Annotated in this window: 24 protein-coding genes; 8 read left to right on the plus strand and 16 right to left on the minus strand. The window is 73.9% G+C overall.

Annotated elements, in window-relative coordinates:
* Positions 1–25 precede the first annotated feature (25 nt).
* Positions 26–862 carry a formate dehydrogenase accessory sulfurtransferase FdhD gene (locus QWY29_RS11405; protein ID WP_300960922.1) on the minus strand — a complete coding sequence of 279 codons (837 nt, stop codon included), beginning with the start codon at positions 860–862 and terminating at the stop codon, positions 26–28.
* Positions 859–3,312, minus strand: coding sequence for an aminopeptidase N (gene pepN / locus QWY29_RS11410; RefSeq protein WP_300960923.1), 2,454 nt, complete (start codon positions 3,310–3,312; stop codon positions 859–861). Before pepN ends, QWY29_RS11405 begins: the two co-directional genes overlap by 4 nt.
* A 156-nt stretch (positions 3,313–3,468) precedes the next feature.
* Here pepN and QWY29_RS11415 point away from each other — a divergent pair, with 156 nt between their 5' ends.
* Positions 3,469–5,193, plus strand: a complete 1,725-nt coding sequence (locus tag QWY29_RS11415; RefSeq protein ID WP_300960924.1) for a SpoIVB peptidase S55 domain-containing protein — start codon at positions 3,469–3,471, stop codon at positions 5,191–5,193.
* A gap of 300 nt (positions 5,194–5,493) precedes the next feature.
* A complete protein-coding gene (locus QWY29_RS11420) occupies positions 5,494–6,219 on the plus strand; it encodes a hemerythrin domain-containing protein (protein ID WP_300960926.1) in 726 nt (241 codons plus the stop codon).
* Here the strand turns inward: QWY29_RS11420 and QWY29_RS11425 are convergent.
* Genes QWY29_RS11425 through QWY29_RS11435 form a run of 3 tightly spaced genes read right to left on the minus strand, consistent with a single transcriptional unit; the run spans position 6,109 to position 8,506 of the window.
* The gene (locus tag QWY29_RS11425) at positions 6,109–6,381 is read right to left on the minus strand and encodes a hypothetical protein (protein WP_300960928.1); all 273 of its coding nucleotides are present in this window, start codon (positions 6,379–6,381) and stop codon (positions 6,109–6,111) included. The genes QWY29_RS11420 and QWY29_RS11425 overlap by 111 nt on opposite strands.
* Before the next feature lie 24 nt (positions 6,382–6,405).
* On the minus strand, positions 6,406–7,551 hold the full coding sequence (locus tag QWY29_RS11430) for a putative manganese transporter (RefSeq protein WP_300960929.1): 1,146 nt from the start codon (positions 7,549–7,551) through the stop codon (positions 6,406–6,408).
* Positions 7,552–7,588: 37 nt separating this feature from the next.
* Positions 7,589–8,506, minus strand: a complete 918-nt coding sequence (locus QWY29_RS11435; protein WP_300960931.1) for a manganese catalase — start codon at positions 8,504–8,506, stop codon at positions 7,589–7,591.
* A 164-nt stretch (positions 8,507–8,670) separates the two neighbouring features.
* On the opposite strand from QWY29_RS11435, the gene QWY29_RS11440 reads away from it, so the two are divergent.
* The gene (locus QWY29_RS11440; protein WP_300960932.1) at positions 8,671–9,411 is read left to right on the plus strand and encodes an AfsR/SARP family transcriptional regulator; all 741 of its coding nucleotides are present in this window, start codon (positions 8,671–8,673) and stop codon (positions 9,409–9,411) included.
* A 22-nt stretch (positions 9,412–9,433) separates the two neighbouring features.
* Positions 9,434–9,637 carry a hypothetical protein gene (locus tag QWY29_RS11445; RefSeq protein WP_300960933.1) on the plus strand — a complete coding sequence of 68 codons (204 nt, stop codon included), beginning with the start codon at positions 9,434–9,436 and terminating at the stop codon, positions 9,635–9,637.
* A gap of 136 nt (positions 9,638–9,773) precedes the next feature.
* Here the strand turns inward: QWY29_RS11445 and QWY29_RS11450 are convergent, their stop codons facing one another.
* Together QWY29_RS11450 and QWY29_RS11455 are read right to left on the minus strand one after the other, a co-directional pair.
* A complete protein-coding gene (locus tag QWY29_RS11450; RefSeq protein WP_300960934.1) occupies positions 9,774–10,772 on the minus strand; it encodes an NADP-dependent oxidoreductase in 999 nt (332 codons plus the stop codon).
* A gap of 135 nt (positions 10,773–10,907) precedes the next feature.
* The gene (locus QWY29_RS11455; protein ID WP_300960936.1) at positions 10,908–11,192 is read right to left on the minus strand and encodes a Fe-S cluster assembly protein HesB; all 285 of its coding nucleotides are present in this window, start codon (positions 11,190–11,192) and stop codon (positions 10,908–10,910) included.
* A 108-nt stretch (positions 11,193–11,300) separates the two neighbouring features.
* Between QWY29_RS11455 and QWY29_RS11460 the strand changes: the two genes are divergently transcribed.
* The 3 genes from QWY29_RS11460 (at position 11,301) to aqpZ (ending at position 13,581) form a co-directional block, all read left to right on the plus strand.
* Complete coding sequence (locus QWY29_RS11460) at positions 11,301–12,218, plus strand: oxidoreductase (RefSeq protein ID WP_300960937.1); 918 nt, start codon at positions 11,301–11,303, stop codon at positions 12,216–12,218.
* Positions 12,219–12,256: 38 nt separating this feature from the next.
* Positions 12,257–12,724, plus strand: a complete 468-nt coding sequence (locus tag QWY29_RS11465) for a hypothetical protein (protein ID WP_300960939.1) — start codon at positions 12,257–12,259, stop codon at positions 12,722–12,724.
* A gap of 98 nt (positions 12,725–12,822) precedes the next feature.
* Complete coding sequence (aqpZ, locus tag QWY29_RS11470) at positions 12,823–13,581, plus strand: aquaporin Z (RefSeq protein ID WP_300960940.1); 759 nt, start codon at positions 12,823–12,825, stop codon at positions 13,579–13,581.
* Positions 13,582–13,597: 16 nt separating this feature from the next.
* Here aqpZ and QWY29_RS11475 read toward each other — a convergent pair whose 3' ends face one another.
* Genes QWY29_RS11475 through QWY29_RS11495 form a run of 5 tightly spaced genes read right to left on the minus strand, consistent with a single transcriptional unit; the run spans position 13,598 to position 16,849 of the window.
* Positions 13,598–14,263, minus strand: coding sequence for a peptidylprolyl isomerase (locus tag QWY29_RS11475; protein ID WP_300960941.1), 666 nt, complete (start codon positions 14,261–14,263; stop codon positions 13,598–13,600).
* A gap of 23 nt (positions 14,264–14,286) precedes the next feature.
* Entirely contained in the window at positions 14,287–15,342 is a 1,056-nt protein-coding gene (locus QWY29_RS11480) for an alanine racemase (RefSeq protein ID WP_300960943.1), read from the minus strand.
* On the minus strand, positions 15,343–16,185 hold the full coding sequence (locus QWY29_RS11485) for an aldo/keto reductase (RefSeq protein WP_300960945.1): 843 nt from the start codon (positions 16,183–16,185) through the stop codon (positions 15,343–15,345).
* Complete coding sequence (locus tag QWY29_RS11490; RefSeq protein WP_300960946.1) at positions 16,182–16,631, minus strand: hypothetical protein; 450 nt, start codon at positions 16,629–16,631, stop codon at positions 16,182–16,184. Before QWY29_RS11490 ends, QWY29_RS11485 begins: the two co-directional genes overlap by 4 nt.
* A complete protein-coding gene (locus QWY29_RS11495; protein WP_300960948.1) occupies positions 16,628–16,849 on the minus strand; it encodes a hypothetical protein in 222 nt (73 codons plus the stop codon). Before QWY29_RS11495 ends, QWY29_RS11490 begins: the two co-directional genes overlap by 4 nt.
* A gap of 45 nt (positions 16,850–16,894) precedes the next feature.
* On the opposite strand from QWY29_RS11495, the gene QWY29_RS11500 reads away from it, so the two are divergent.
* Positions 16,895–17,683, plus strand: a complete 789-nt coding sequence (locus tag QWY29_RS11500) for a sortase domain-containing protein (RefSeq protein WP_300960950.1) — start codon at positions 16,895–16,897, stop codon at positions 17,681–17,683.
* Here QWY29_RS11500 and QWY29_RS11505 read toward each other — a convergent pair.
* From QWY29_RS11505 to QWY29_RS11520, 4 genes are all read right to left on the minus strand, one after another.
* A complete protein-coding gene (locus QWY29_RS11505; protein WP_300960952.1) occupies positions 17,670–19,115 on the minus strand; it encodes an MFS transporter in 1,446 nt (481 codons plus the stop codon). The two genes, QWY29_RS11500 and QWY29_RS11505, sit on opposite strands and share 14 nt — an antisense overlap.
* 199 nt (positions 19,116–19,314) lie before the next feature.
* Positions 19,315–21,576 (minus strand): catalase, encoded by a 2,262-nt coding sequence (locus QWY29_RS11510; protein WP_300960954.1) that lies wholly within the window; start codon positions 21,574–21,576, stop codon positions 19,315–19,317.
* Positions 21,577–21,651: 75 nt separating this feature from the next.
* Positions 21,652–22,374: an FAD-binding oxidoreductase gene (locus QWY29_RS11515; protein WP_300960955.1), complete on the minus strand. Its 723-nt coding sequence runs from the start codon at positions 22,372–22,374 to the stop codon at positions 21,652–21,654.
* Entirely contained in the window at positions 22,371–22,982 is a 612-nt protein-coding gene (locus tag QWY29_RS11520; protein WP_300960956.1) for a sulfite oxidase-like oxidoreductase, read from the minus strand. Before QWY29_RS11520 ends, QWY29_RS11515 begins: the two co-directional genes overlap by 4 nt.
* Between the last annotated feature and the right edge of the window lie 20 nt (positions 22,983–23,002).

The following is a 23,002-nucleotide window of genomic DNA, read 5'->3' on the forward strand; positions in this document are numbered from 1 at the left end:
CGGATCGGGCCCGAGATCACAGGGCTCAGGTGTAGCGGACGCAGCGGCGGGCCGAGGTGAACCCGTAGAGCACCAGGCCCGCCTCGCCGGCCAGTCGCACCGACAGGCTCGTGGGTGCGCCGACGGCCGCGAGGGCGCCGACACCGGCGGCGAGCGCCTTCTGCACCAGCTCGAAGCCGGCCCGGCCGCTGACCACCAGCACCGCCCCCGACGGGGACGCACCGGCCAGCACCCGGGCGCCAGTCACCTTGTCCACCGCGTTGTGGCGGCCCACGTCCTCGCGCACCACCAGCGGCTCCCCGTCGGCGGTGAAGAGACCGGCCGCGTGCACCCCGCCGGTGCGCTCGAAGACGCGCTGCTGCTCGCGGAGCACGTCGGGCAGGCGGCGTACGACGTCGGGCGTGGGGAGGTCGCCCGTCCACCGGGCCGCGGCGCTCACCGTGAGCGCCGAGGCGACCGAGTCCTTGCCGCAGACCCCGCAGGCCGACGACCCCGACCCGAGGGTGTCGTGGCGGTGGCCGGGGTCGGTCGGCGGCGGACCGTCGAGCATGACCGTGACGACGTTGAACTCCTGCTCGGGCGACAGGTCGGTGTCGGTGCAGTACGCCACGCTCGCGACATGACCCGATCCCTGCACCAGGCCCTCGTGGACCAGCCAGCCGGCGGCCAGCTCGAAGTCGTTCCCCGGCGTGCGCATGGTGACCCAGACCCGCCGCGCGGGCGAGCCGGGCCAGGCGAGCCGGATCTCGAGCGGCTCCTCGGTCGCCAGCCGGTCCTCGTGGCGTCGCTCGCCGTCCGCGAGCAGCTCGTGCACGCGGGTGCGGACGGTGGGTCCCGGGCGGCGGGGTCTCGACGTGGTCACGCGGGGTGGGCCTCCTCCACGGCCAGCATCCGGGCGAGCCGGTCGGCGCCGTCGGCGAGCCGCCGGCGCAGCGGGTCGGCGAGGTCCGGTGCCTCGAGGAGCGCGCGTGCTTGCTCGAGCGTGGAGCGCTCGATCGAGGTCGCGGGGAAGAACGCCTCGGCGGCGTCGGCCAGCACCCAGCCGCTGCGCACGGAGGCGGTGGCGGGCAGGTCGGCGAAGTAGCGCTCGACGTAGGGCGCGGTCAGCTCGCGCTGGCTGGGCTGCCACAGCCCGAGACCGGCCGCCTCCAGCTCGTAGTTGGGGACGTCGACCTCGCCGGTGAACCGGGCCCAAGCCCACGCCTTGGCGTCGGCGTCGGGCAGGGACGCGCGGGCACGCGTGTGCTCGACGGTGGCGGCCGCGGTCGGCGCTGCCGCCAGCTCGGCGTCGAGCTCGGCGGCGTCGGTCGCCCCCAGGACCGCGAGCCGCACGAGCACCCGCCACCGCAGGTCCAGGTCGGCCTCGATGCCGGACGGCGCGGTGCCGAGCCAGCCACGCAGCACGGCGGGGTCGGTCGCGGAGCGGATGGCGGCACGGAAGGCGGCCAGCTGCTCCTCCGAGCCGGGCTCGAGCGTCTCGAGCCGGGCCAGCACCGCCGCGTGCAGCCGCTCCATCGAGCCCTCCGGGGCCAGCGGCACCAGCGTCTGGAAGACCCAGGGGATGGTCCGGCGGGGGACCGCGACGTGGGGGAAGTCGCCGGTGTCCTCGACCGGGAAGCGGGCGACCGCCAGGTCCACGACGGCCGCGGGGTCGACCGAGCCCAGGTGCAGGGCGGTCCGCACGTTGTTCCACACCCCGGCGACCAGCGCCGGGTCGGTGATCGAGGGGAGGAGGTCCGCCAGGGCGGTGACGGTCGCGGTGTCCGGCACGACCGCGGCCCAGGTGTCGTTGAACGGGTCGACGACGACGGGCGCGTCGCCGGCGTCGTACGCCGTCTCGGGACCCTCGACGGTGACCTGCTCGACCTCCCAGCGCCCGCCGCGGGCGACCGCGACGCGGAGGGTGTGGGCGCGGTCGGCCGGATGGCCGGCGGGCGGGGTGCGCCGCAGCACGCCGGCCGCGCGGTCGAGGGCGATCACGTCGGGCCCGGCGGTGCGCAGCCACTGGTCGGTGAAGGCCGACAGGTCGCCGGCACCGGCCCGCTCCCAGCTGGCGAACAGGTCGTGCATGGTGGCGTTGCCGAACCGGTGGGACTCCAGGTGGTCGACGACCCCTGCGAGGAAGACGTCGTCGCCGAGCCGGCCGGCCAGCTGGCGCAGCACCGTCGAGCCCTTGGCGTAGGAGATGCCGTCGAAGTCCTGCAGCGCCGAGACCGCGTCGGCGGCGCCGTTGCCCGCGACCGGGTGGGTGCCCGGCCCGAGGTCGGCGGTCAGTCCCCACTGGCGGCGGGCGTAGGAGTTGTCGACCCAGGCGTCGGCGTACTCGGTGACGTCGGCGGTGACGCGGACGCCCATGTACTCCGCGAACGACTCGTTGAGCCACAGGTCGTCCCACCAGCGCGGGGTCACGATGTTGCCGAACCACTGGTGGGCCATCTCGTGGGCGACGGTCGTGGCGCGCGACATCTTCAGCCCGCGGGTGACCCGGGTGTCGAAGACCAGCTGGTCGCGGAAGGTGACGCAGCCGGGGTTCTCCATCGCACCGGCGTTGAACTCCGGCACGAACGCCTGGTGGTAGTCGCCGAACGGGTAGCGGATGCCGAAGAGCCGGTGGAACTCGTCGAAGCACTGCCGGGTCATCGTCATCAGCTCGTCGGCGTCGGCCTCCAGCGCCCCGGCCAGGCTGGCGCGGGCGCTGAGCCCCAGCGCGATGCCGTCGTGCTCGTCGCGGACCAGGTGGTAGGGGCCGGCCACGACGGTGACGAAGTACGTCGACAGCGGCTGCGTCGGGCCGATGTGCCACAGGCCCGGCTCGGGGTTGGTGGCCGGCGCGTTGCCGACGACCGTCCAGTCGTGGGGCGCGAGCACCGTGACGGTGTAGGGCGCCTTGAGGTCGGGCTGGTCGAAGCAGGCGAAGACGCTGGGCGCGGCGTCCATGAACGACATGCCGTAGACGTAGTGCCGGCCGTCGACCGGGTCGACGCTGCGGTGCAGCCCCTCGCCGTCGTTTCGGAAGCGCATCGTCGCCTCGACGACCAGCTCGTTGGGACCGGTCGCGGTCTCCAGCGGCAGCCGACCGCGGTCCAGGGCGTCGGGGTCGAGCGCCGACCCGTTGAGCACGACCCGGTGCACCCGCGCCGGCTTGAGGTCGACGAACGTCGGGCCGCCGAGGGAGTCGAAGCGGATCGTCGTGGTCGAGGCGAAGGTCGACTCGTCCGCGGCGAGGTCCAGGCGCACGTCGTACGACTCGACCGTCAGGAGGGCCGCCCGGGCCTCGGCCTCGGTCCGCTGCAGGCTGCGGTAGGTGCTCACCGCGCCACCCTACGGAGCGCCCCCGTCACCAGTTCGAGGGAGATCGGGACCCGATCGCGGCGCGTCGCCCCGCGTGGGCAACCAAACCGACCGTCGCGGCGTCGTAGGTTGCAGCGAGCGTGTCCACGCTCCCACGTCCGGGAGGAAGCCCCACTCATGACCACCATCCGACGCCGGGGCCCTGCCCTGGTCACCCTGGCCGGCACGGCCACCGCCGCAGCCGGCCTGCTGCTCGGCACCACGCTGGTCGCCGGCCCCGCCACCTCGGCCGAGCCGGCCGGCGACTGCGCCCCGGCCTTCCCCGTCGACGAGCTGGCGGCCGGCGACGCCGTCACGGGCCTGACCGTCACGCGCGGCACCACCCCGGAGCCGTTCACCGGCGAGGTCCTCGGCGTCCAGGAGGACGGCATCGGGCCCGACCTCGACATGGTCATGGTCGAGGTCGACATGCCCGAGGTGCAGAAGGCCGGCATCTGGCAGGGCATGTCCGGCTCGCCGGTGTACGCCGCCGACGGCCGCCTCATCGGCGCGGTCGCCTACGGCCTCTCCTTCGGCCCCTCCGCGGTCGCGGGCATCACCCCGTTCGCCGACATGGACGACTACCTCGCCGAGGCGCCCGCCCGGGTGCCGGTCGGCAAGGCCGCCGCGGCCAGCATCGCCCGCGCCACCGGCGTCACTCGCGCCCAGGCCGCCCAGGGCTTCCGCCAGCTGCCGATGCCGCTCGCGGTCTCGGGCGTGCGCGCCGAGCGGCTGGCCACCGCCGAGGACCGGCCCTACCTGCCTCGGGGCGCGAAGGCGGCCGGCCTCGGCCGCGCCGCGGACGCCGCCGCCGAGGACCTCGTGGCCGGCGGCAACATGGCCGCCTCGCTGTCCTACGGCGACGTCACCCAGGCCGGTGTGGGGACCGTGACCTCGGTCTGCAACGGCCGCGTGGTCGGCTTCGGCCACCCGATGGCCTTCGAGGGCGAGACCACGATGAGCCTGCACCCGGCCTCGGTGATCTACGTCCAGGCCGACCCCGTCGGGCCCGGCTTCAAGGTCGCCAACATCGGCGCACCGGTCGGCACCGTCTCCGAGGACCACCTGACCGGCATCACCGGGTTCCTCGGCGCGCTGCCCCGGGCGACCACGATCAGCAACACCGCGACGTACCAGGGCCGCACCCGCACCGGCACGACGACCAACACCGTCGACAACGCCGCGGCGGGCACGACCTTCTACCAGATCATTGCCAACCACGACCGGGTCGTCGACGCGATCATGCCCGGCTCGGAGACCATGAGCTGGACCATCCGCGGCACCGACACCGACGGGTCGGCCTACGAGCTGGCCTTCGACGACCGCTACGCCTCGGACTACGACATCTCAGGCGAGGTCGGCTACGAGCTGGCCGACCTGGTCTACGCCCTCACCCGCATCACGGGGGTCACCGTCGACTCGGTGACCAGCGAGTCGGTCGTCAGCGACGATCCCTCCAGCTACCGCGTGCGCGGCATCCAGCAGAAGCGCGGCGGCCGGTGGGTCCCGCTCGGCAAGGGTGAGCGCGCCGAGGCCAAGGCCGGCTCGACGCTGGTGCTGCGCGCGGTGCTCGCGGGCGCCGAGGGCCTGTCCTACGAGCCGCTGACCATGAAGGTGCCGGCTTCCGCGAAGGGCATGAAGGGCCGGATCTCGGTCCAGGGCGGCGGCTGGATGTACGGCGGCGGCAACGTCACCTCGGTCGCGAAGGCCGAGAAGATCGTCGACGGCATGATCCGCAATGACGAGCTCGAGGTCGAGCTGACCCTGGAGAAGCGCCGCAAGCACGTCGAGCGCACCAAGATCGTCGGGCCCGTCGACCGCGTCGTCAACGGCGCCAAGCGGGTCCGCGTCGTCGTCAAGTGACCCCCTGACGCACGCGCAGCGCAGCGGCACGCCGGACGGGCCGGGAGCACCCTGCTCCCGGCTCGTTCGTGCGTCTGCACGAGCCCCGCGGCTCACGGTCGCGCTAGCCAGAGCAAGCGCCTGCGGCCCCTTGTAACGGACCGTTCGCCGCTCTGTAGGCACGCTGCAGCGTGCTGATAGAGCGGCGAACAGCGCGTTACATGCCGCCGGGGCCGACGCGAGGAGGAGCCGCTAGCAGGCCGGCAAGCGGGGACGGGCGGGGCGGGACTGGCCGGCTGCGGGGCGGGTACTCCGCTCGACATGACGTCGATCGCACACCAGACCGTGGCCGAGCTCGGTGGCGAGTGGAGCATCCTGAACCGTCAGCGCCGCGACCACGTCCGCCTCGACGAGCTGCTCCACCAGCTCGAGGGCAGCGAGGGCCAGGAGCAGCGCGCCGTGCTGCGCGAGATCAACCGACTGGTCCTTCCCCACGCGTTCGCCGAGGAGTCGGTGCTGTGGCCGGCGCTGCGGCGGATCCTCCCCGGCGACGAGGGGGAGCGGTTGACGCTCCAGGTCGAGCAGGAGCACCAGGAGGTCAACCACCTCGTGGTCGCCCTGGACTCCGAGGAGCTGACCGAGGAGGAGCGCGGCCCCGTCATCGCCCGGCTGGTCGAGGTGCTGCGCGAGGACGTCCGCGACGAGGAGGACGAGCTGCTCCCGCGCCTGCAGGAGCTCGTGCCGCCGGCCCGGCTGCGCGCCCTCGGCGTCGCCTGGGAGGCGGTACGCCGCACCGCGTCGACGCGCCCCCACCCGACCGTCGCGCGGCGCCCACCGGGCAACGCGCTGGCCGGCCTGCCGCTGACCGTCATCGACCGCTCGCGCGACGTGCTCGACAGCGGCGCAGAGCGGACCACCGCCCCGACCGCGCGCCGGCTACGCGGCCTGAGCCAGGCCCTGGCCGGGGTCGCCGGCCGGGTCGAGCGGGTGGGCGTGCTGCGGGTCGGCGAGGACCCGAGCACCTCCGTGGACGACCCACGCGCGTAGCCCCACCACCGCGAGCACGGCCGCCGACGCCACGAGGGCCGCGGTCGTGCCGGTGGCCAGGCCGAGCACGCCGGCGACGACGGCGAGCAGCAGGTGGAGCCGGGTGGTGGACAGGTGGGTGACGCTGGTGCGCGGCCGGACGGCCGGGGCGAGGTGGGACATGCGGTCTTCCTCCGGGTTTCGGGGTCAGCTGAGCACGAGCAGGAGCGATCCGACGAGCACCGCCGGGATCGTGGTGAGCACGGTCGCGAGCAGCGCCGAGCGGTGCTCCATCGCCAGCAGCGGGATGAGCGCGTCGCCGTCCTGGCTGATGGTGTTCGCGACGAGGGTCGACAGCGGCATGCCGCCGGCCAGGAACAACCCGGCGAAGACGATCTGCACGGCGCAGCCGGGGATCAGCCCGACCAGGGCACCGACGACGACGCCGGCGAACCCGAGCACCGGCAGCTGGGAGCCGTCGAAGCCGGTCAGGTGGGTGAGCAGGGTCCACGCGACGTACGCGATCGCCACCCAGACGGTCACGAACGACACCTCGTCGGCGCCCTTGGCCAGCACCTGCTGCATCGAGGTGGGCTCGCCGTCGACGGTGTCGTCGGCCAGCTTGCATCCGTTCCGCAGGAAGAACCCGACCGCCAGCACCGAGCCGACCAGCCCGATCGCCAGGTAGGGGTCGACGCCGCCGAGCAGGGCGTGCCCGAGCTGGGCCGGGTCGACCAGCTCGAACGTCGTCGGCAGGCTGACCGTCGCGCCCGCCCCGAGCAGCAGCCACATCAGGGCGGGGAGGCTGGCCGCCTCCATCAGGACCGTACGCCGCCGGGCGGGCGCGGCCGCCGACGCGACGGCCACGGGCACCGGCGCGGGTGCCGTCACCCCCACTGGCACCCCCGCCGGCACCGGCACGGGGGCGGCCGTCGGGCGGGCGACGGCGTCGACGCGACGTCGCGGGGCGATGCCCACGGCGTCCACGACGTACCCCGTCGCCGCGCCCGTGGCGACCAGCAGCACCTTCAGCTGCAGCGTCAGCACCGGGTCGGCCGCGAGCAGCACCCACGACGCGTCGTCCATGGTGGCGACGAGCGCGGCGATCGCGGCGCCGTAGCTGACGGCTCCCCGGGCGTAGACCGACATCACGATGATCGCGCCGCCGCACCCCGGCGGCACCGTCAGCAGGGCCGCCACCAGGGGGCCCAGCCGGCGGTGACGCTCGAGGGCGTCGTCCAGCCGGTGGCCCCACCGGTGGCGCGCCCAGCCGAAGGGCACCACCAGGAGGGCGACGAACACGCCGACCTCCATGAACGCGTCGGCGAGGGGACGCAGCAGCAGCTCGGTCATCGGTCCGGTCTCCGGGGTCGTGGGGTCGGCTCGCGGCTCACTCGCCGGTGAGCTTCTCCTTGGCCTTGCTCAGCAGGTTCTCCGCGCCCTGGCCGTAGGCGCCCGCGGCGTTGCCGGGCTTGCCGGGGCCCTTGCTGCCGTCGTACGTCGCGAAGAGCAGCGGGTCCGGAGCCGGCACCTCGTTGACGTCGTCGCCGAGCTGGACGCCGGGGGAGAACTGGATTCCCTTGTCCCCGATGAGCGTCGTGCCCTGGGCCCAGCGGCCCTCGGCGGCGGTGCTGCCCTCGTGGAAGCTGTAGAACGTGCGGCCCGGCTCGTCCTTCTCCTCCTCGGCCAGCGAGTCCTCGATGCCGTCGGTGAAGCCGTCCTCGATGAGCTGCTCGATGCCGAGCAGCCACTGCTGCTGGTGGAAGGTGTCCCGGGCGAGGTTGAACTGCAAGGTGTCCTTGACGCCCGGGTCGTCGGTCATCTGGTAGACCCGCGCGGTCTGCAGCCGGCTCTGCGCCTCGGCAGCGACGTTGCTGCGGAAGTCGGCGAGCAGGTTGCCGCTGGCGACGATGTAGCCACCGTTCCACGGCACGCCCTGGCTGTTGGTGGGCATCGCGGCGCCGCCGGTGACGATCGCGTGCTGGACGTTCTGCCCGCCGAGCACGGCGGCGAGGGCCGGGTTGGCGGCGGCGGCCTCGGCCTGGGTCTCGGACGGGGCGCCCTCGAGCAGGCGGGCCATCATCGTCACGAGCATCTCGACGTGGCCGATCTCCTCGGTGCCGATGTCGAGGATCATGTCCTTGTACTTGCCGGGGATCCGGCAGTTCCAGCCCTGCCAGAGGTACTGCATCATCACGGTCATCTCGCCGAACTGACCGCCGACGAGCTCCTGCAGCTTGGCGGCGAAGAGGGCGTCGGGCCGTTCGGGCTTGACGTTGTACTGCAGCTCCTTGGTGTGTCGGTACACGTGTCGCGCCTTTCCTCGAGGGTGCGTCCGTCGCACCCGATGAGCACCACGCTCGCCGCCGGCCGTGACGCCGGCGTCGGTCACGGCGTACGCCGCCCCGCCGGTGCCGGCGTGGGGGTGCGCGTCCCCCGCGGCGTACGCCGTCGCGTGCCCGCGCCGTCCTTGTGCCGTCCTCCCGGCGTCGCCGGGCCGCGCAGCTGCGGCTGTCGCTGCTCGGCGGCTTCTGCCTCCACTTCGGCGGGGACGAGCTCGACCTGCCCAAGCCCGCCCAGCGGCTGCTGGCGCACCTCGCGGTCGTGCACCGGCGGGCCAAGGTCTCGCGCACGGCCCTCGCCGAACGGCTGTGGCCGGACGCCGAGCCGGCGCGGGCGACCGCGAGCCTGCGCACCGTCCTGTGGCGGCTGCCCCGGCCGCGCGGCCGGACGCTCGTGCAGTGCACGTCGACGGCCGTGCGGCTCCACGACGAGGTGGTCGTCGACCTGTGGCAGGCCGAGGAGGCCGCGCGCGAGCTGCGGGAGGGACTGCGGCCGGGCCTGGAGCGGGCCCGGCTGTGGCGCGACGACCTGCTGCCCGGCTGGCACGACGAGTGGCTCGACGTGGAGCGGGAGAGCTACCGGCAGCTGCGGCTGCACGCGCTCGAGCGCTCCTCGGAGGTGCTGCGGGTCGACGGCCGGCACGAGGAGGCCCTGGGCGCGGCGCTCGAGGCGGTCCGCTCAGAGCCGTTGCGCGAGAGCGCGCACCGCCGGGTCGTCGAGGTGCACCTGGCCGAGGGCAACCACGCGGAGGCGCTGCGACAGTACGACCACTACCGGCGGCTGCTCGCCGACGAGCTCGGCCTCTCGCCCTCGCCGGTCATCCGCCGGCTCGTGGGCCCGATGCTGGGTCGGCCCCTCGACAGCGCCTGAGCCGCTCGCGAGACTGGCCGGCATGGACCTCGGGCTCGCCGCCGCGCTCGTCGCCGGCGCGGTCGTCCTGGCGCTCGCCGGGCTGACCGCGGTCGGCGAGCGCCGTCGCGGCCACGGCGCGGGCGTGGCCCTGGTCGCCGGGGTGTTCTTTCCGGTCACCTGGGTGGCGTGGTACGTCCGCGACGAGGTCGGGCCGCGGGCCGCGGGCGGGCGTCGGTTCCCCTAGGTATGCAGACGAACCGCCACTTCCCTGGGTGTGCTCACCCTGGGAAGTGGCGGTCCGGCGACATACCTTGATGAACCGACGGCCGGCGCGGCTCAGAGGCCGGTCAGAGGCCGGTCAGAGGCCGGTCAGAGGCCGGTCAGAGCCGGACGAGCATCTTGCCGATGTTGTCCCCGCGGTGCAGGCCGAGGAAGGCGTCGACCGTGCTGTCGAGACCCTCGGTGAAGGTCTCGCGGTGCTGCAGCCGGCCCTCGGCGAGCCAGGTGCCGGCGCGGTCGTAGAACTCGCGCGCCGCGTCGCCGTGGTCGGTGACGATGAAGCCGCGCAGGCTGATCCGCTTCTGCACGACCATGAACATGTTGCGCGGGCCGGGGGTCGGCTCGGTGTCGTTGTACGACGCGATCGCCCCGCACGCGGCGATCCGGCCGAAGTCGGCCATCCGCTGGATCGCCGCCTCGAGGTGCTCGCCGCCCACGTTGTCGAAGTAGACGTCGACCGCGCCGTGCTCCTTCAGCTGTCCGGCCACCGATCCGTCGTGGTAGTCGAAGGCGGCGTCGAAGCCGAGCTCCTCGGTCAGCCAGCGCACCTTCTCCGGCGAGCCGGCCGAGCCGATGACCTTCGCCGCGCCGAGCTCGCGCGCCACCTGGCCGGCGACCGAGCCGACCGCGCCCGCGGCGCCCGACACGAAGACGGTGTCGCCCTCCTGGACCGGCGCGATCCGGGTGAGGCCGACGTACGCCGTGAGCCCGGGCATGCCGAGCACGCCGAGGTAGGCGCTGGCGGGGACCTGCGAGACGTCGACCTTGCGGACCTGGTCGGCCGGCAGCAACGCGTGCTCGCGCCACCCGGCCTGGTGCAGCACGGTGTCGCCGGGGGAGAGGCGGTCGTCGCCGGAGGCCACGACCTCGCCGACGGCGCCGCCCTCGAGCGGGGCGTCGAGCGCGAAGGGCGGGACGTAGGACTTGGTGTCGTTCATCCGGCCGCGCATGTAGGGGTCGACGGAGAGGACCGTGTTGCGGACCAGCACGTGGCCCGGGCCGGGGTCGGGGAGCTCGGTGGTCACGGTCCGGAAGTTCTCGGGGACCGGCCAGCCGGACGGGCGGGAGGCGAGGTGGATCTCTCGGGTCGTCGTGGGCATGGCCCCGATCCTGCCAACCCGGTGGTGGCCGCGCCCGGCCGGGGACGCGACTGGCCGGGACAGGACAGGACAGGACGAGACGCGACAGGGCCCCGACCGGATCCGGTCGGGGCCCTGTCGGGTGGAGCGGGTGGCTCAGGCCTGGATGCCGAGCGCGAACTCCACCTTGCCCGTCGGGTCGACGGCGGCGTCGAGCACCTTGTCGTCGAGCATGAGCGCGGCCGCCTCGTCGAGGTAGACCGTGGCGCCCGCCTGCTCGACCACCTGGTCGCCGGGCTCGGCGGCCTGGGCGGCGGTGACGGCGAACGTGGGCTCGGTCGCGGACTCCGAGGTGATGCGCAGGCCGGCCGTCTCGGGCAGCCCGGGCTGGGTGGAGATGTCCTTCACGATGGTGCTGGCGTTCTCGGTGAGGGTGAGCACGGCTCGCCTCCTCCAGATCGTGTGCAGGTCCCGACCCACCGTTCCGGAGACGCCGCGATGGCACAAGTCGGCGCCGGGGGCCGGGCGTGTCGTGGGAGGCTGGCGCCCGTGCCGAAGCTGTCCGAGGTCCACCGGTCCCGCGTGCCCCGCTGGCGGGACGTGCCGCCCCAGCACGGCCGCCGGTTCGTGGTCACCGGGGCCAGCAGCGGCATCGGCCTCGAGGTCGCCCGCGCCCTCGGCTCGGCCGGTGCCGAGGTCGTGCTGGCCGTGCGTGACCGGGCCAAGGGCGAGCGCGTCGCGGCCGACCTGCCGGGCCGCGCGGAGGGGCGGGTCGAGGTCCGCGTGCTCGACGTGGCCGACCTGTCGTCGGTGCGGGCCTTCGCCGACGGCCTCGACCGGGTCGACGTGCTCGTCAACAACGCCGGCGTGCTGGGCCTGCCCGAGGGCCGGACCGTCGACGGCTTCGAGGCGACGCTGGCCACCAACCACCTCGGCCACTTCGCGCTCAGCAACCTGCTGCTGCCGCGGCTGGCCGACCGGGTCGTCGTCACTGGGTCCCGTGCCCACCTGCACGGCGACCTCGATCCCGACGACCTGGCCTGGGAGCGGCGCACCTACCGCCCCTACGCGGCGTACGCCGCCTCCAAGCTCGCGAACCTGCTCTTCCTCGCCGAGCTCCAGCGGCGCCTGACCGCTGCCGGGTCCACGCTCCGCGCGACCGGCGCCCACCCGGGCTCGACCGCCACGGCGATCACCGCGAGCTCCGGCAGCGCGGCCCTCGCCTGGGTCGGCTCGTGGGGGCACCGCCTCGCCGGCATGGAGCCGTGGCAGGGCGCCCTCCCGACGTTGTACGCCGCCACGATGGACGTCCCCGGCAACACCTACGTCGGTCCGCACGGCCCCGGCGAGATGCAGGGCTGGCCGACCACGGCTCGACGCGCGCCCGCCGCGCTCGACCCGGGCCTCGCCCGCCGGCTGTGGGAGCGCTCCGAGGAGCTCACGGGCGTCGCCTTCCCGTGCGCCTGACCCGGGACGTGGGCGCGACGGCCTGCGAGACTCACCCCATGCCCGCAGACGACGCCACCGCGCCCGCCGGCACCGCGCCCGCCGGCCCGCGCCCGCGCCGCGGAGCCCGCACCGCCGCAGCGGCGGTCTGCCTCGCCCTGGTCTCCGCAGCGATGTGGTTCGCCTGGCTGGGCTGGGACGACGAGTACCACCTCGTCGACGGTGTCGCGCAGGGTCCGTACCGCACCTGGCAGGTGGTCGGGTGCGGACTGTGCGTCGCGGCGGCCGGCGTCGTCGCCCAGGTCCTGGTGCGCGTGCCGTGGGCGGTGCCCCTGCTCGCCGCGGCGGCGGTCGTGGGGTTCGCGGTGCCGTGGTCGGTGCACGCCGCGTCGACCGACGACTCCGGCCTGTGGGTGGTGGGGCTCCTGTTCCTGCTCGTCGGCGGCGGCACGGGGCTGACGATGCTCCTGGGCATCACCGCCCTGGCGACGCGCGGACGCAGCGGTCGCTCCTCGTCCCCTGCGTAGGTGAACCCGGCCGCTGTCGCGGGCCGCGGGCCGCGGAGGGGTGCACAGTGGCGGGACGGTCCGGGACCGTCCCGGTCGAGCGCCCGTGGAGGCCCGTCATGCCCCGTCCGGTCCCGATGCCGCACCGTCTCGCCGCCGAGGCCCTCGGCACGTTCGTCCTCGTGCTGATGGGGTGCGGCTCGGCCGTCCTCGCGGCCGGGTTCGTCTCCGACGACGTCCACCTGGGGATCGGCTTCCTCGGCGTCTCCCTGGCCTTCGGGCTGGCGGTGCTGACGATGGCCTACGCGGTCGGCCACGTGTCGGGCGGTCACTTCAACCCGGCCGTGACCGTGGGCCTCGCCATGGGTCGGCGGTTCGCGTGGCGGGACGCACCGGCGTACGTCGTCGCCCAGGTCGTCGGCGCGGTCGCCGCCGCCGCGGTCCTCTGGGTCGTCGCGTCGGGCCGGGACGGCTTCTCGGCCTCCGCGTCCGGCTTCGCGACCAACGGGTACGGCGACCGGTCGCCCGGCGGATACTCGCTGCTCGCGGCGCTGGTCCTCGAGGTCGTGCTGACCGCCGTCTTCCTCTACGTCATCCTCGGGGTGACCGACACCCGCGCGCCCAAGGGCTTCGCGCCGCTGGCGATCGGGATGTCGCTCACCCTGATCCACCTGGTCAGCATCCCGGTCACGAACACGTCGGTGAACCCGGCGCGGTCCCTCGGTCCGGCGCTCTTCGCCGGCGGTGACGCCCTGGCGCAGCTGTGGCTGTTCCTGCTGGCGCCGGTCCTCGGGGCGCTGATCGCCGGCGCGACGTACGCACTGGTGGCCGGCAGGGACGAGCCCACGACGACGCTGGAGTCCGCCACCAAGGGCTGACGGGCCCGGCGTCGGGTCAGTCCGCGACCGTGACGGCGGAGATGTCGACCGGCTCGGCGGGGGCGACGCCGTCGGGGCCGTTGCCGGCCTTCGCGACCTGCTGGACGGCCTTCAGGCCGGCGTCGTCGACGGTGCCGAAGACGGTGTACTCGGGCGGGAGCGGGGTGTCGCCGTAGACGATGAAGAACTGCGAGCCGCCCGAGTCGGGCGCCTGGGTGCGGGCCATGGCGAGCGTGCCGTCGGGGTAGGACTCCTCGCCGGTCACCTCGTCCTCGATGGTGTAGCCGGGGCCGCCCATGCCGGTGGCGGTCGGGTCGCCGCACTGGAGGACCTGGATGCCCGCGGCGGCGGTGGTGAGCCGGTGGCAGGTGGTGTCGTCGTAGTAGCCCTGCTCGGCGAGCGAGACGAAGCTGTTGACGGTGCACGGCGCGGCGTCGGCGTCGAGCTCGAGGCCGATGTCGCCGATGTTGGTCTCGATGGTGCCCGAGAGGGTGCCGCTGACGGCCGCCGTGCTGGGCGGCAGGTCGACCTCCTTGGCCGCGGCCTGGCCGTCCTCGCGGTAGGTGCAGCTCGGTCCGTCGCCCTGCGGCTCGTCCGAGGCGCTCGACCCCTCGTCGCCGCAGGAGGAGAGCAGCGAGACGGCGGCCAGCGTGGCCAGGACGGCGAGGGGGCGCGTGAGCATGGCGCCGATCGTAGGCGGCCCGCTCAGCAGTTGAGCCCGCGGGCGGCCACCGGCCACGGTCGCAACGCGCCGGCCTCCTCGACCCACAGGTCGTCGACGAGGTTGACTGCGGAGCAGACGTGGTTGGGCACGACGTCGACCTGGGTGCCGAGCCGGGGGAGCGGTGCGCCGGCCATGTCGACGACGGCGCGGTTCTCGGCGACGAGCACCACCCGGGCGTCGGGGTACGCCGGCAGGCGGCCGTGCCCGGTCGACCAGGTCGCCCGGTCCGCGCCGAGGAGCTTGCTGCCGGCGTCGAGCACGGCCCGGCCGCCGCTGTGGCTGACCACGGTCGTCCGGCAGCTCAGCGCGATGCGGTCGGGCGTGGTGGTGCCGAGCTCCCACTGCTGGGCGTCGCCGAAGACGTAGACGCCCGGGCGGAGCTCGGTGACCACCGAGGTGTCGGTGTGCGCGAAGGTCGGGGTGGAGCCGCCGCTGACCACCCGCACGTCGATGCCGGCGGCTTCCACCGACGCCCGGGCCGCGGCGAGCGCACGGGCCTCGTCCTGCGCCGCGGCCTCCGCCGCGCCGGGTGCGTAGGCGTGCCCGGGGAACGTGAAGACCCCGCGGACCTCGAGCCCGGCGCGCATGGCCGTGGCCGCGACGGCTCCGGCGTCCTCGGCCTGCACGCCCGTGCGGTGCTGGCCGCTGTCGACCTCGACGAGCACCTCCACCGGGGTGCGTCCGAGCAGCCGCCCCGCGTTGGCGGCGGCGGCGCTGGAGTCGACGGCGAAGGCGACCCGCGCCTTCTCGGTCAGCTCCCGGACCCGTCCGGCGGCGCGCTCGTCGAGCCACAGCGGATAGGCGATGAAGACGTCCTCGCAGCCGTGCCGGGCGAACAGCTCGGCCTCGCCGATCGTGGCGACCGTGATGCCGACGGCGCCGTGCACCAGCTGCAGACGCGCGATCTCGGGGTTCTTGTGCGTCTTGACGTGCGGACGCAGCGCGACCTGCCGGGCCGCGGCCGTCTCCGCCGCGACCCGGACGTTGCGCCGCAACCGGTCGAGGTCGAGGCAGAGGTACGGGGTCGCGGTCGGCACCTACATCTCCTCGTGGGTGTCCGGGTCACCGCCGAAGAGCCGGCCGTCGGCGCGGCCGAGGCCGGTGATGGCCGCGACCTCCTCCGCGGACAGCTCGAAGCCGAGGACGTCGAGGTTCTGCCGCTGCCGCTCGGGCGTCGCGGACTTCGGGATCGGCACGTTGCCGAGCTGGAGCTGCCAGCGCAGGACCACCTGGCCCGGGGTGACTCCGTGCCGCGCGGCCGCCTCGGCGACGACGGGCTCCGCGAACGGCGCCTGCCGCTTGCCCAGCGGGCTCCACGACTCGGTGCGGATGCCGAGGCGCTCGTGCACGGCGCGCATCTCGACCTGCGGGAAGTAGGGGTGCAGCTCGACCTGGTTGACCGCCGGGGTGACCCCCGTGTCGTCGAGGACCCGCTCGAGGTGGGCCTCGGTGAAGTTCGAGACCCCGACGGTGCGGACGAGCCCCTCGGCCTGCAGGTCGACGAGCGCGCGGTACGCCTCGGCGTACTTCCCGACGCTGGGGTTGGGCCAGTGGATCAGGTGCAGGTCGATCCGGTCCAGGCCCAGCGCCTCCAGCGACCCGCGCACGCTGGCGACCGCGTCGTCGTACGCATGGGCGCGGCCCGGAAGCTTGCTGGTGACCACGAGCTCCCCGCGCGGGACGCCGGAGCGGCGGATGGCCTCACCGACCGCGCGCTCGTTGCCGTAGTTCACCGCGGTGTCGATGAGCCGGTAGCCGGCGTCGACCGCGGAGACGACAGCGGCGACGCACTCCTCGTCCTTCAGAGGGTAGGTGCCGAAGCCGATCGCCGGCAGCGTGGTGCCGTCGTTCAGCGTGTGCACGGGGAGCGGGGCGTTCACTTGTCGGGAGGGGTCTCGGCGGGGGTGGCCTCGTGGTGGGTCGCGCCGTGGGTGCGGCGGTCCTCCTTCATCTCGGCCTCGTACAGGTGTCGGCGGCCGCCGACGAGCGCCTCGCGGGCCTCGCGCTCGACGTCCTTGAACGCCGCGTAGTAGGTGTCGTCATACGCCTCGACGATCTGGAAGGTCCAGCGGCCCTCGATGACGTTGCGGCCGATGATCTCGGTGCGGACCTTGTCGGCCAGCTCAGTGTGGCCGGCCTCCTCCAGCAGGTCGACGGCGTCGCCGGCGGTCAGGTCGGCGGTGCCGCTCATCCGGTGGAAGTTGTAGAGGAACCCCCGGGCGGCCTCCACCGCCTCGAGGGCCTCGGACAGCTTCCCCAGCGCCTCGACCGTGGCGTCGGTGACGCCGTCGGGCCGCGTGTGCCGATCGTCGGGGCCGCTGGTCAAGACAGGACGCTCTTCGCGTCGACCACCCCGTGGCGGGACTCGATGGCGTCGGCGAGCTTGGCGATCTCGTTCTCGCTCAGCGAGACCCCGACCTCGTCGGCGCCCTTGCGCAGCTCCTCGGCGACGGTGCCCTCGGTGGCGCCGTCCTGCCAGGAGGAGACCCGGTCGACGATGATCTGGACGGCTTCGTTCTTCTCGTTCGCGTTCTGCTCGGTCATGCGCGACCTGTACCCACCTCGTCGCGAGCCACCTACGCTCGGGTCATGGAGGTGCGCGCACGTCCCCGTGCGGCGCCCGGTGGGTGGGCAGCACCGGTCGCAGGACTGGTCGCAGCACTGGTCGTGGCCGTCTGCCTGACGGCGTGCACCTCGGACGACGGCTTCCCGACCAGTGCCGACGGTCCGACGTCCGGGTCGGCCCAGCCGTCCGAGAGACCCGAGCGGACCGCGCCCACCGGGCTCGTGGCGCCCGAGCGGACCCCGACGTACGTCGCCGCCGACGGCCGACCTCGGAGCGCGAGGCTCACCGTGCCGGCGATCGGGCTCACCGGACTGGCCGTGGTGCCCTACCGCGGCTGGACCGACGACGCCCCGGGGACCCTGATCCAGGACCGTGGCGTCGCCTCGAGCCCGCACGGCCCGCGCGGGGGCACCGGTCCCGGTGGGGTCGGCAACTTCCAGGTCACGGCCCACCGGCTGTCCTCGACGCGCGCCTTCGAGCGCCTGCCCGAGCTGCGCCGGGGGGACGTGGTGCACGTCGAGGCAGGGCGCGTGCGGTACACCTACCGCGTCACCACGACGAGGCGCACGTCGTTCCGCTCGGCCGCCTCGCTGCGTGCGCAGCGGGCGGCCGTGCCAGGACGGCCCGGTGAACAGCCCACCCGGCCGATGATCACGCTCTCGACCTGCGCCACGGTCGAGGACCACGCGGTGGGCAACTACTGGGCCGACCGGTTCGGCAACCCCGAGCACCGCATCGACAAGATCGGGGTGCTCGTGCGCAGCCGGCCGGTCGGCGCAGGAGCGGCGGGGTCCGGCGTCAGCCGGCGCTGACGCCCGCGGCGACCGGCTCCTCGGCCGCGGCGACGTCGGCGGCGCGGCGACGGGGGATCGTCGCGGCGATCGCGACACCGACGAACGCGGCGATCGCGCCGACGAGGAAGCACAGCTGGAAGGCGCCCTCGGTCGGGATCTCGAACCCGTCGCCGACCGGCATCGTCTTGCTGGTCAGCAGCGTGCCCATGACGGCGGCCGAGACCGTGGTGCCGACCGAGCGCATCAGGGCGTTCAGGCCGACCGCGGCGCCGGCCTCGCGCGGCGGGACCGCGTCGAGGATGAGCGTGGGCATCGCGGCGTACCCGATGCCGACGCCCGCGGAGAGGATGCAGGAGACGAGCAGCAGCTGCCAGGGCGCGTCCATGAGGAAGTACGCCACGAGGTAGCCGCCACCGAGGACGGCCGCGCCGATCATCAGGGTGATCCGCGCGCCGATGGTGGAGATCAGCCGGCCGGAGACCGGGGCGAACAGCATCATCACCAGGCCGCCCGGGGCCATCCACAGGCCGGCGGCGAGGATCGACTGGCCCAGGCCGTAGCCGGTGGCCTCGGGGAGCTGCAGCAGCTGGGGCACGACGATCGCCTGCGCCATCATGCCGAAGCCGACCGCGACGGCGGCGATGTTGGTCATCAGGACGGGGAGCTTCGCGGTGGCGCGGAGGTCGACCAGCGGCTCGGCCTGGCGCATCTCGAAGGCACCCCAGACCAGGAGCACCACGACGCCGGCGGCCATCGCGCCGAGGGTGCGGGCGTCGCCCCAGCCCCAGGTCGTGGCCTTGGAGACGCCGACGAGCAGCGAGACCAGGCCGACCGCGAGACCGATCGCGCCGACCCAGTCGAACCGGCCGGGCGCCTCGTCGTGGACGTGGGGGATGGCGAGCGCGGTGAGGGCCGTGATGACCACGGCGAGCGCGGTGGAGACCCAGAAGAGCGCGTGCCAGTCGCCGACCTCGACGATCCAGGCCGACAGCGGCAGGCCGATGGCCCCGCCGACGCCGAGCGTCGCGCTCATCGCGGCGACCGCGCTGCCCGCCATCTCCGGCGGCACGATCTGGCGGATCATCGAGATGCCGACCGGGATGAAGCCCATCGCCAGGCCCTGGAGAGCGCGGCCGGTGAGCACCGGCACGAGCGTGGAAGACAGCGCGACGAGCGCGGAGCCGAACGCCAGCAGCGCGGCGCTGGCGACCATGACCCGCTTCTTGCCGAACAAGTCGGCCAGGCGGCCGGCGATCGGCATCGCGACCGCGCCCGCCAGCAGGGTGACGGTGACGACCCACGCGGCGTTGGCCGGGGAGGTGGCGAGCAGGCGCGGGAGGTCGCTCTGGATGGGGATGACCAGCGTCTGGGTCAGGGCGGCGGTGAGGCCACCCACGCAGAGGACGGCGATCGCGAGACGCGGGTTGGCGGTCCGGGTGGGGCTCGGCACAGAGGTTCCTTGTCGGTCGGTGAGGACCTCAGCGTAAAGATGATTGCCTTTGACAACCAACTGGCGGGCGTGTGATCCCGGCCGCACCCCACATCTCAGGGGAGTCCTGCACATCTCGGGGTAGATCTGCCCCGAGATGTGCAGGGGTCACCGGTTCACCGGTGACCCCTGCACGCCGACGGCGCCGCTCAGACGCCGCTCAGACGGCGGTCGGGAAGCGGTCCCAGACCCGGTGGAAGGCCATCTGCTCCGAGACACCGGTGAAGACGTCGGCGGGGGACCCGCCGGTGACGACGCCGGGGTCGTCGGCGCTGATGCCGGCGCCGGCGAGCGCGGTGACGCCCTCGCCCCAGGCGCCGATCACCTTGGCGTGGCGGTGGCACTCCTGGACCATCAGCGCGACGCGCGGGTCGAGCGCGGGGGAGCCGGCCGCGCCGGCCTTCGCGTCCCGGTTGGTCAGCGCGTCGGGCGCGGGCTTCGGCGCACCCGCCACGAGCAGCACGTCGACCTCGACCGAGCGGCCGGTGGCGAAGGTCCGCTGCACCGGCATGCCCTCGATGGTGCCGCCGTGTGGACCGATGAGCAGCGGGACCATCCCGGCGCCGTGGATGGTGCGGCGCAGGGCGTCGACCCCGCTCAGGTCACCGTCGGGGTCGACCACGATGCCGATCATCCGGCCGTCGGGCGGGAACGGTCCCTTGACCTGCGAGAGCGCCGGGCTCGGCTCGAGGTCCTGCAGCTCGATCGTCGGCTCGGGCGCGGGCAGGCCGAGGCCGGTGGCGACCTCCTGACACAGCACCGGGTCGATGTTGGCCAGCGACTGCAGCTGCCGCTCCTTGACCGCCTGCTCGTAGCACTTGCCGAGCTCGAAGGTGTAGGCGCGGATGATGTGCTCCTGCTCGACCGGCGTCATCGACAGCCAGAACTGGCGCACCTGGCTGTAGTGGTCGTCGTACGACGCCGGGTTCTCCCGCACCTTGGTCGCCTCGGAGACCTTCACGGCCGCCTCGACGAACGCGCGGGTGTCCTCCTCCGACAGGTCCGCGCCCGCGGCGAACGGGCAGCCGCCGTCGAGCGAGTTCGGCTTGTACGGCGCGACGCCGGAGTGGACCGCGTGCTGGTGGAAGCCGTCGCGGAACATGTCGTTGGTCGGCACGTGCGGCCGGTTGACCGGGATCTGGTTGTAGTTCGGCCCGCCCAGCCGCGAGAGCTGGGTGTCGACGTAGGAGAACAGCCGCGTCTGCAGCAGCGGGTCGTCGGTGACGTCGATGCCCGGCACGAGGTGACCGACGTGGAAGGCGACCTGCTCGGTCTCGGCGAAGAAGTTCGTCGGGTTCGCGTTGAGCGTCAGCTTGCCGATCGGCTGCACCGGCGCGATCTCCTCCGGCACGATCTTCGTCGGGTCGAGCAGGTCGATGCCGGCGAACATCTGGTCGGGCTCGTCGGGGAAGACCTGGATGCCGAGCTCCCACTCCGGGTGCGCGCCGGCCTCGATGGCGTCGTACAGGTCGCGGCGGTGGAAGTCGGGGTCGATGCCGTTGATCATCTGCGCCTCCTCCCAGGTCAGGGAGTGGACGCCGAGCTTCGGCTTCCAGTGGAACTTCACCAGCGACGTCGCGCCCTCGGCGTTGATGCAGCGGAACGTGTGGACGCCGAAGCCCTCCATCATCCGGTAGGAGCGCGGGATGCCGCGGTCGGACATGTTCCACATCGTGTGGTGCTGGGCCTCGGTGTGCAGCGAGACGAAGTCCCAGAAGGTGTCGTGGGCGCTCTGCGCCTGTGGGATCTCGCGGTCCGGGTGCGGCTTGCCGGCGTGGACGACGTCGGGGAACTTGATGCCGTCCTGGATGAAGAAGACCGGGATGTTGTTGGCGACGAGGTCCCAGTTGCCCTCCTCGGTGTAGAACTTCACCGCGAAGCCGCGGGTGTCCCGCACCGTGTCGGCCGAGCCGCGCGAGCCCAGCACGGTGGAGAACCGCGTGAAGACCGGCGTCCGCCTCCCCTTCGCGAACAGGCCCGCCATCGAGACCGACTCGGCGGTGCCGTAGCCCTCGAAGACGCCGTGCGCGCCGGCGCCGCGGGCGTGGACGACGCGCTCGGGGATCCGCTCGTGGTCGAAGTGGGTGATCTTCTCGCGCAGGTGGTGGTCCTGCAGCAGCGTCGGGCCGCGGCTGCCGGCCTTGAGCGAGTGGTCGGTGTCGCGCAGGCGGGTGCCGGTGCTGTTGGTGAGGTACGCCGACTGCTGGGCGCGCGCGGTCGGCGGCGCGCCCGTCTGCGCGCCCGTCGCGGTGCCGGTCGCCGGCGCGCCCTGGTCGGGCTTCGGGGGGAGCGGGGGCTTCGGGGTGGTCGGCTCCTCGAGCGTGGCCGGGGCCGGCCCCGGCACTCCGGGGACCGTGACGTCGAGCAGGCCCTCCAGCTTGTCCTTCGCGGCCCTCGCGGCGTCCTTGGGGTTCACGTGCATGCCACCTTCCGTCGATGTGGGTCGCTGCCCCTTTACCCCAGGGGGCATCCCGCAGACGGGGGCGCGCGCCGCCCGTCAGCCGGTGGCGCCGAACTGCTCCACGCGGATCGTCGTGGGGTCGACACCCGCTCCGATGAGCAGGGGAGTGGCGAGCGCGACGAAGCGCGGCGACCCGCAGACGAAGGCCACCTCCGCACCCGCGGCCAGCGGCGCGAGCTCCTCGGCCGTCGGCACCCCGCGGGGCCGGTCGCCGTCGTCGTGGCGGGTGTAGGCGACCAGCGCCCCGGCGCGCGCCAGCTCCGCGGCGTACGGCAGGTGCTCGGGGGAGCGGCCCACGGCGGCCACCCGCAGCAGGTCGCGGCGGTCCAGGCGGCGGGCCGTGCGCAGCATCGAGACCGCCGGCACCACGCCGGTGCCGCCGACCAGGCAGACCGCGGGCGTGCGGGTGTCCCAGCGGAACCACCTGCCGATCGGCCCGCGGACCTCCAGCACGTCACCGACCTCCGCGACGTCGGCGAGGTGCCCGGAGACCTCGCCGTCCGGGAAGCGCTCGACGAGCAGCTCGACCAGCGGGTCGTCGTTGTCTGAGGCGACCGAGTAGGACCGCTGCGCGGTGTAGTCGTCGGGCGCGCGCAGCCGCACGACGTAGTGCTGCCCCGGGTCGTGGCCCTGCCGGTCGTCGACGTGGAGGCGCAGCCGCACCTGGTCCGGCGTCGGCTGCTCCTTGGTGATGATCGTGCCGGTGGTCCAGGTCGTCTCGCGTGGGACGACGTCGTCGATGGAGCGGTCGGCACTCACGCGTCGCCCTGGTAGCGCTGCTCGCGCCACGGGTCGCCGCGGTCGTGGTAGCCGTTGCGCTCCCAGAAGCCCTGCTGGTCCTCGTCGAGCAGCTCGAGGCGGGAGACCCACTTGGCCGACTTCCAGAAGTAGAGGTGGGGGACCAGCAGGCGGGCGGGGCCGCCGTGCTCGCGGGTCAGCGGCTTGCCCTCGGCCTCCCAGACGACCCATGCCTTGCCGTCGGTCACGTCCTCGAGCGGCAGGTTGGTCGTGTAGCCCGTGCTGGAGTGGGCCAGCACGAAGCGCGCCTCGGGCCGCGGCCGGGCGGCGGCCAGCAGGTCGTCGACACTGATGCCGCGGAAGACCATGTCGAGCTTCGTCCACGTCGTCACGCAGTGGATGTCGCCGGAGTACGTCGCCGACGGCAGTCGGTGCGCCTCGTCCCACGACCAGGTCGTCGGCTCCTCGACGAGCCCGTCGACGGTGATCGACCACTCCTCGGGGCGGATCCGCGGGGCGGCCTCGGCGGTGAGCACGGGCCAGCTGCTGCCGGTGTCGTACTGGCCCGGCGGGATCCGGCCCTCCGGACCCTGCTCGCGCCTGCGGAAGAAGCCTCGGGTGACGGGCACGGGTCCTCCTCGTTCGAGCG

This window comes from Nocardioides abyssi (assembly GCF_030412915.1).
Lineage (GTDB): Bacteria > Actinomycetota > Actinomycetes > Propionibacteriales > Nocardioidaceae > Nocardioides > Nocardioides abyssi.

Excerpts from the sequence above, each read along its gene's own strand:
- QWY29_RS11415 (WP_300960924.1), top strand. The coding sequence starts at position 3,469 with ATGACCACCATCCGACGCCGGGGCCCTGCCCTGGTCACCCTGGCCGGC.
- QWY29_RS11420 (WP_300960926.1), top strand. The coding sequence starts at position 5,494 with ATGACGTCGATCGCACACCAGACCGTGGCCGAGCTCGGTGGCGAGTGG.
- QWY29_RS11425 (WP_300960928.1), bottom strand. The coding sequence starts at position 6,381 with ATGTCCCACCTCGCCCCGGCCGTCCGGCCGCGCACCAGCGTCACCCAC.
- QWY29_RS11430 (WP_300960929.1), bottom strand. The coding sequence starts at position 7,551 with ATGACCGAGCTGCTGCTGCGTCCCCTCGCCGACGCGTTCATGGAGGTC.
- QWY29_RS11445 (WP_300960933.1), top strand. The coding sequence starts at position 9,434 with ATGGACCTCGGGCTCGCCGCCGCGCTCGTCGCCGGCGCGGTCGTCCTG.
- QWY29_RS11450 (WP_300960934.1), bottom strand. The coding sequence starts at position 10,772 with ATGCCCACGACGACCCGAGAGATCCACCTCGCCTCCCGCCCGTCCGGC.
- QWY29_RS11465 (WP_300960939.1), top strand. The coding sequence starts at position 12,257 with ATGCCCGCAGACGACGCCACCGCGCCCGCCGGCACCGCGCCCGCCGGC.
- aqpZ (WP_300960940.1), top strand. The coding sequence starts at position 12,823 with ATGCCCCGTCCGGTCCCGATGCCGCACCGTCTCGCCGCCGAGGCCCTC.
- QWY29_RS11475 (WP_300960941.1), bottom strand. The coding sequence starts at position 14,263 with ATGCTCACGCGCCCCCTCGCCGTCCTGGCCACGCTGGCCGCCGTCTCG.
- QWY29_RS11495 (WP_300960948.1), bottom strand. The coding sequence starts at position 16,849 with ATGACCGAGCAGAACGCGAACGAGAAGAACGAAGCCGTCCAGATCATC.
- QWY29_RS11500 (WP_300960950.1), top strand. The coding sequence starts at position 16,895 with ATGGAGGTGCGCGCACGTCCCCGTGCGGCGCCCGGTGGGTGGGCAGCA.
- QWY29_RS11510 (WP_300960954.1), bottom strand. The coding sequence starts at position 21,576 with ATGCACGTGAACCCCAAGGACGCCGCGAGGGCCGCGAAGGACAAGCTG.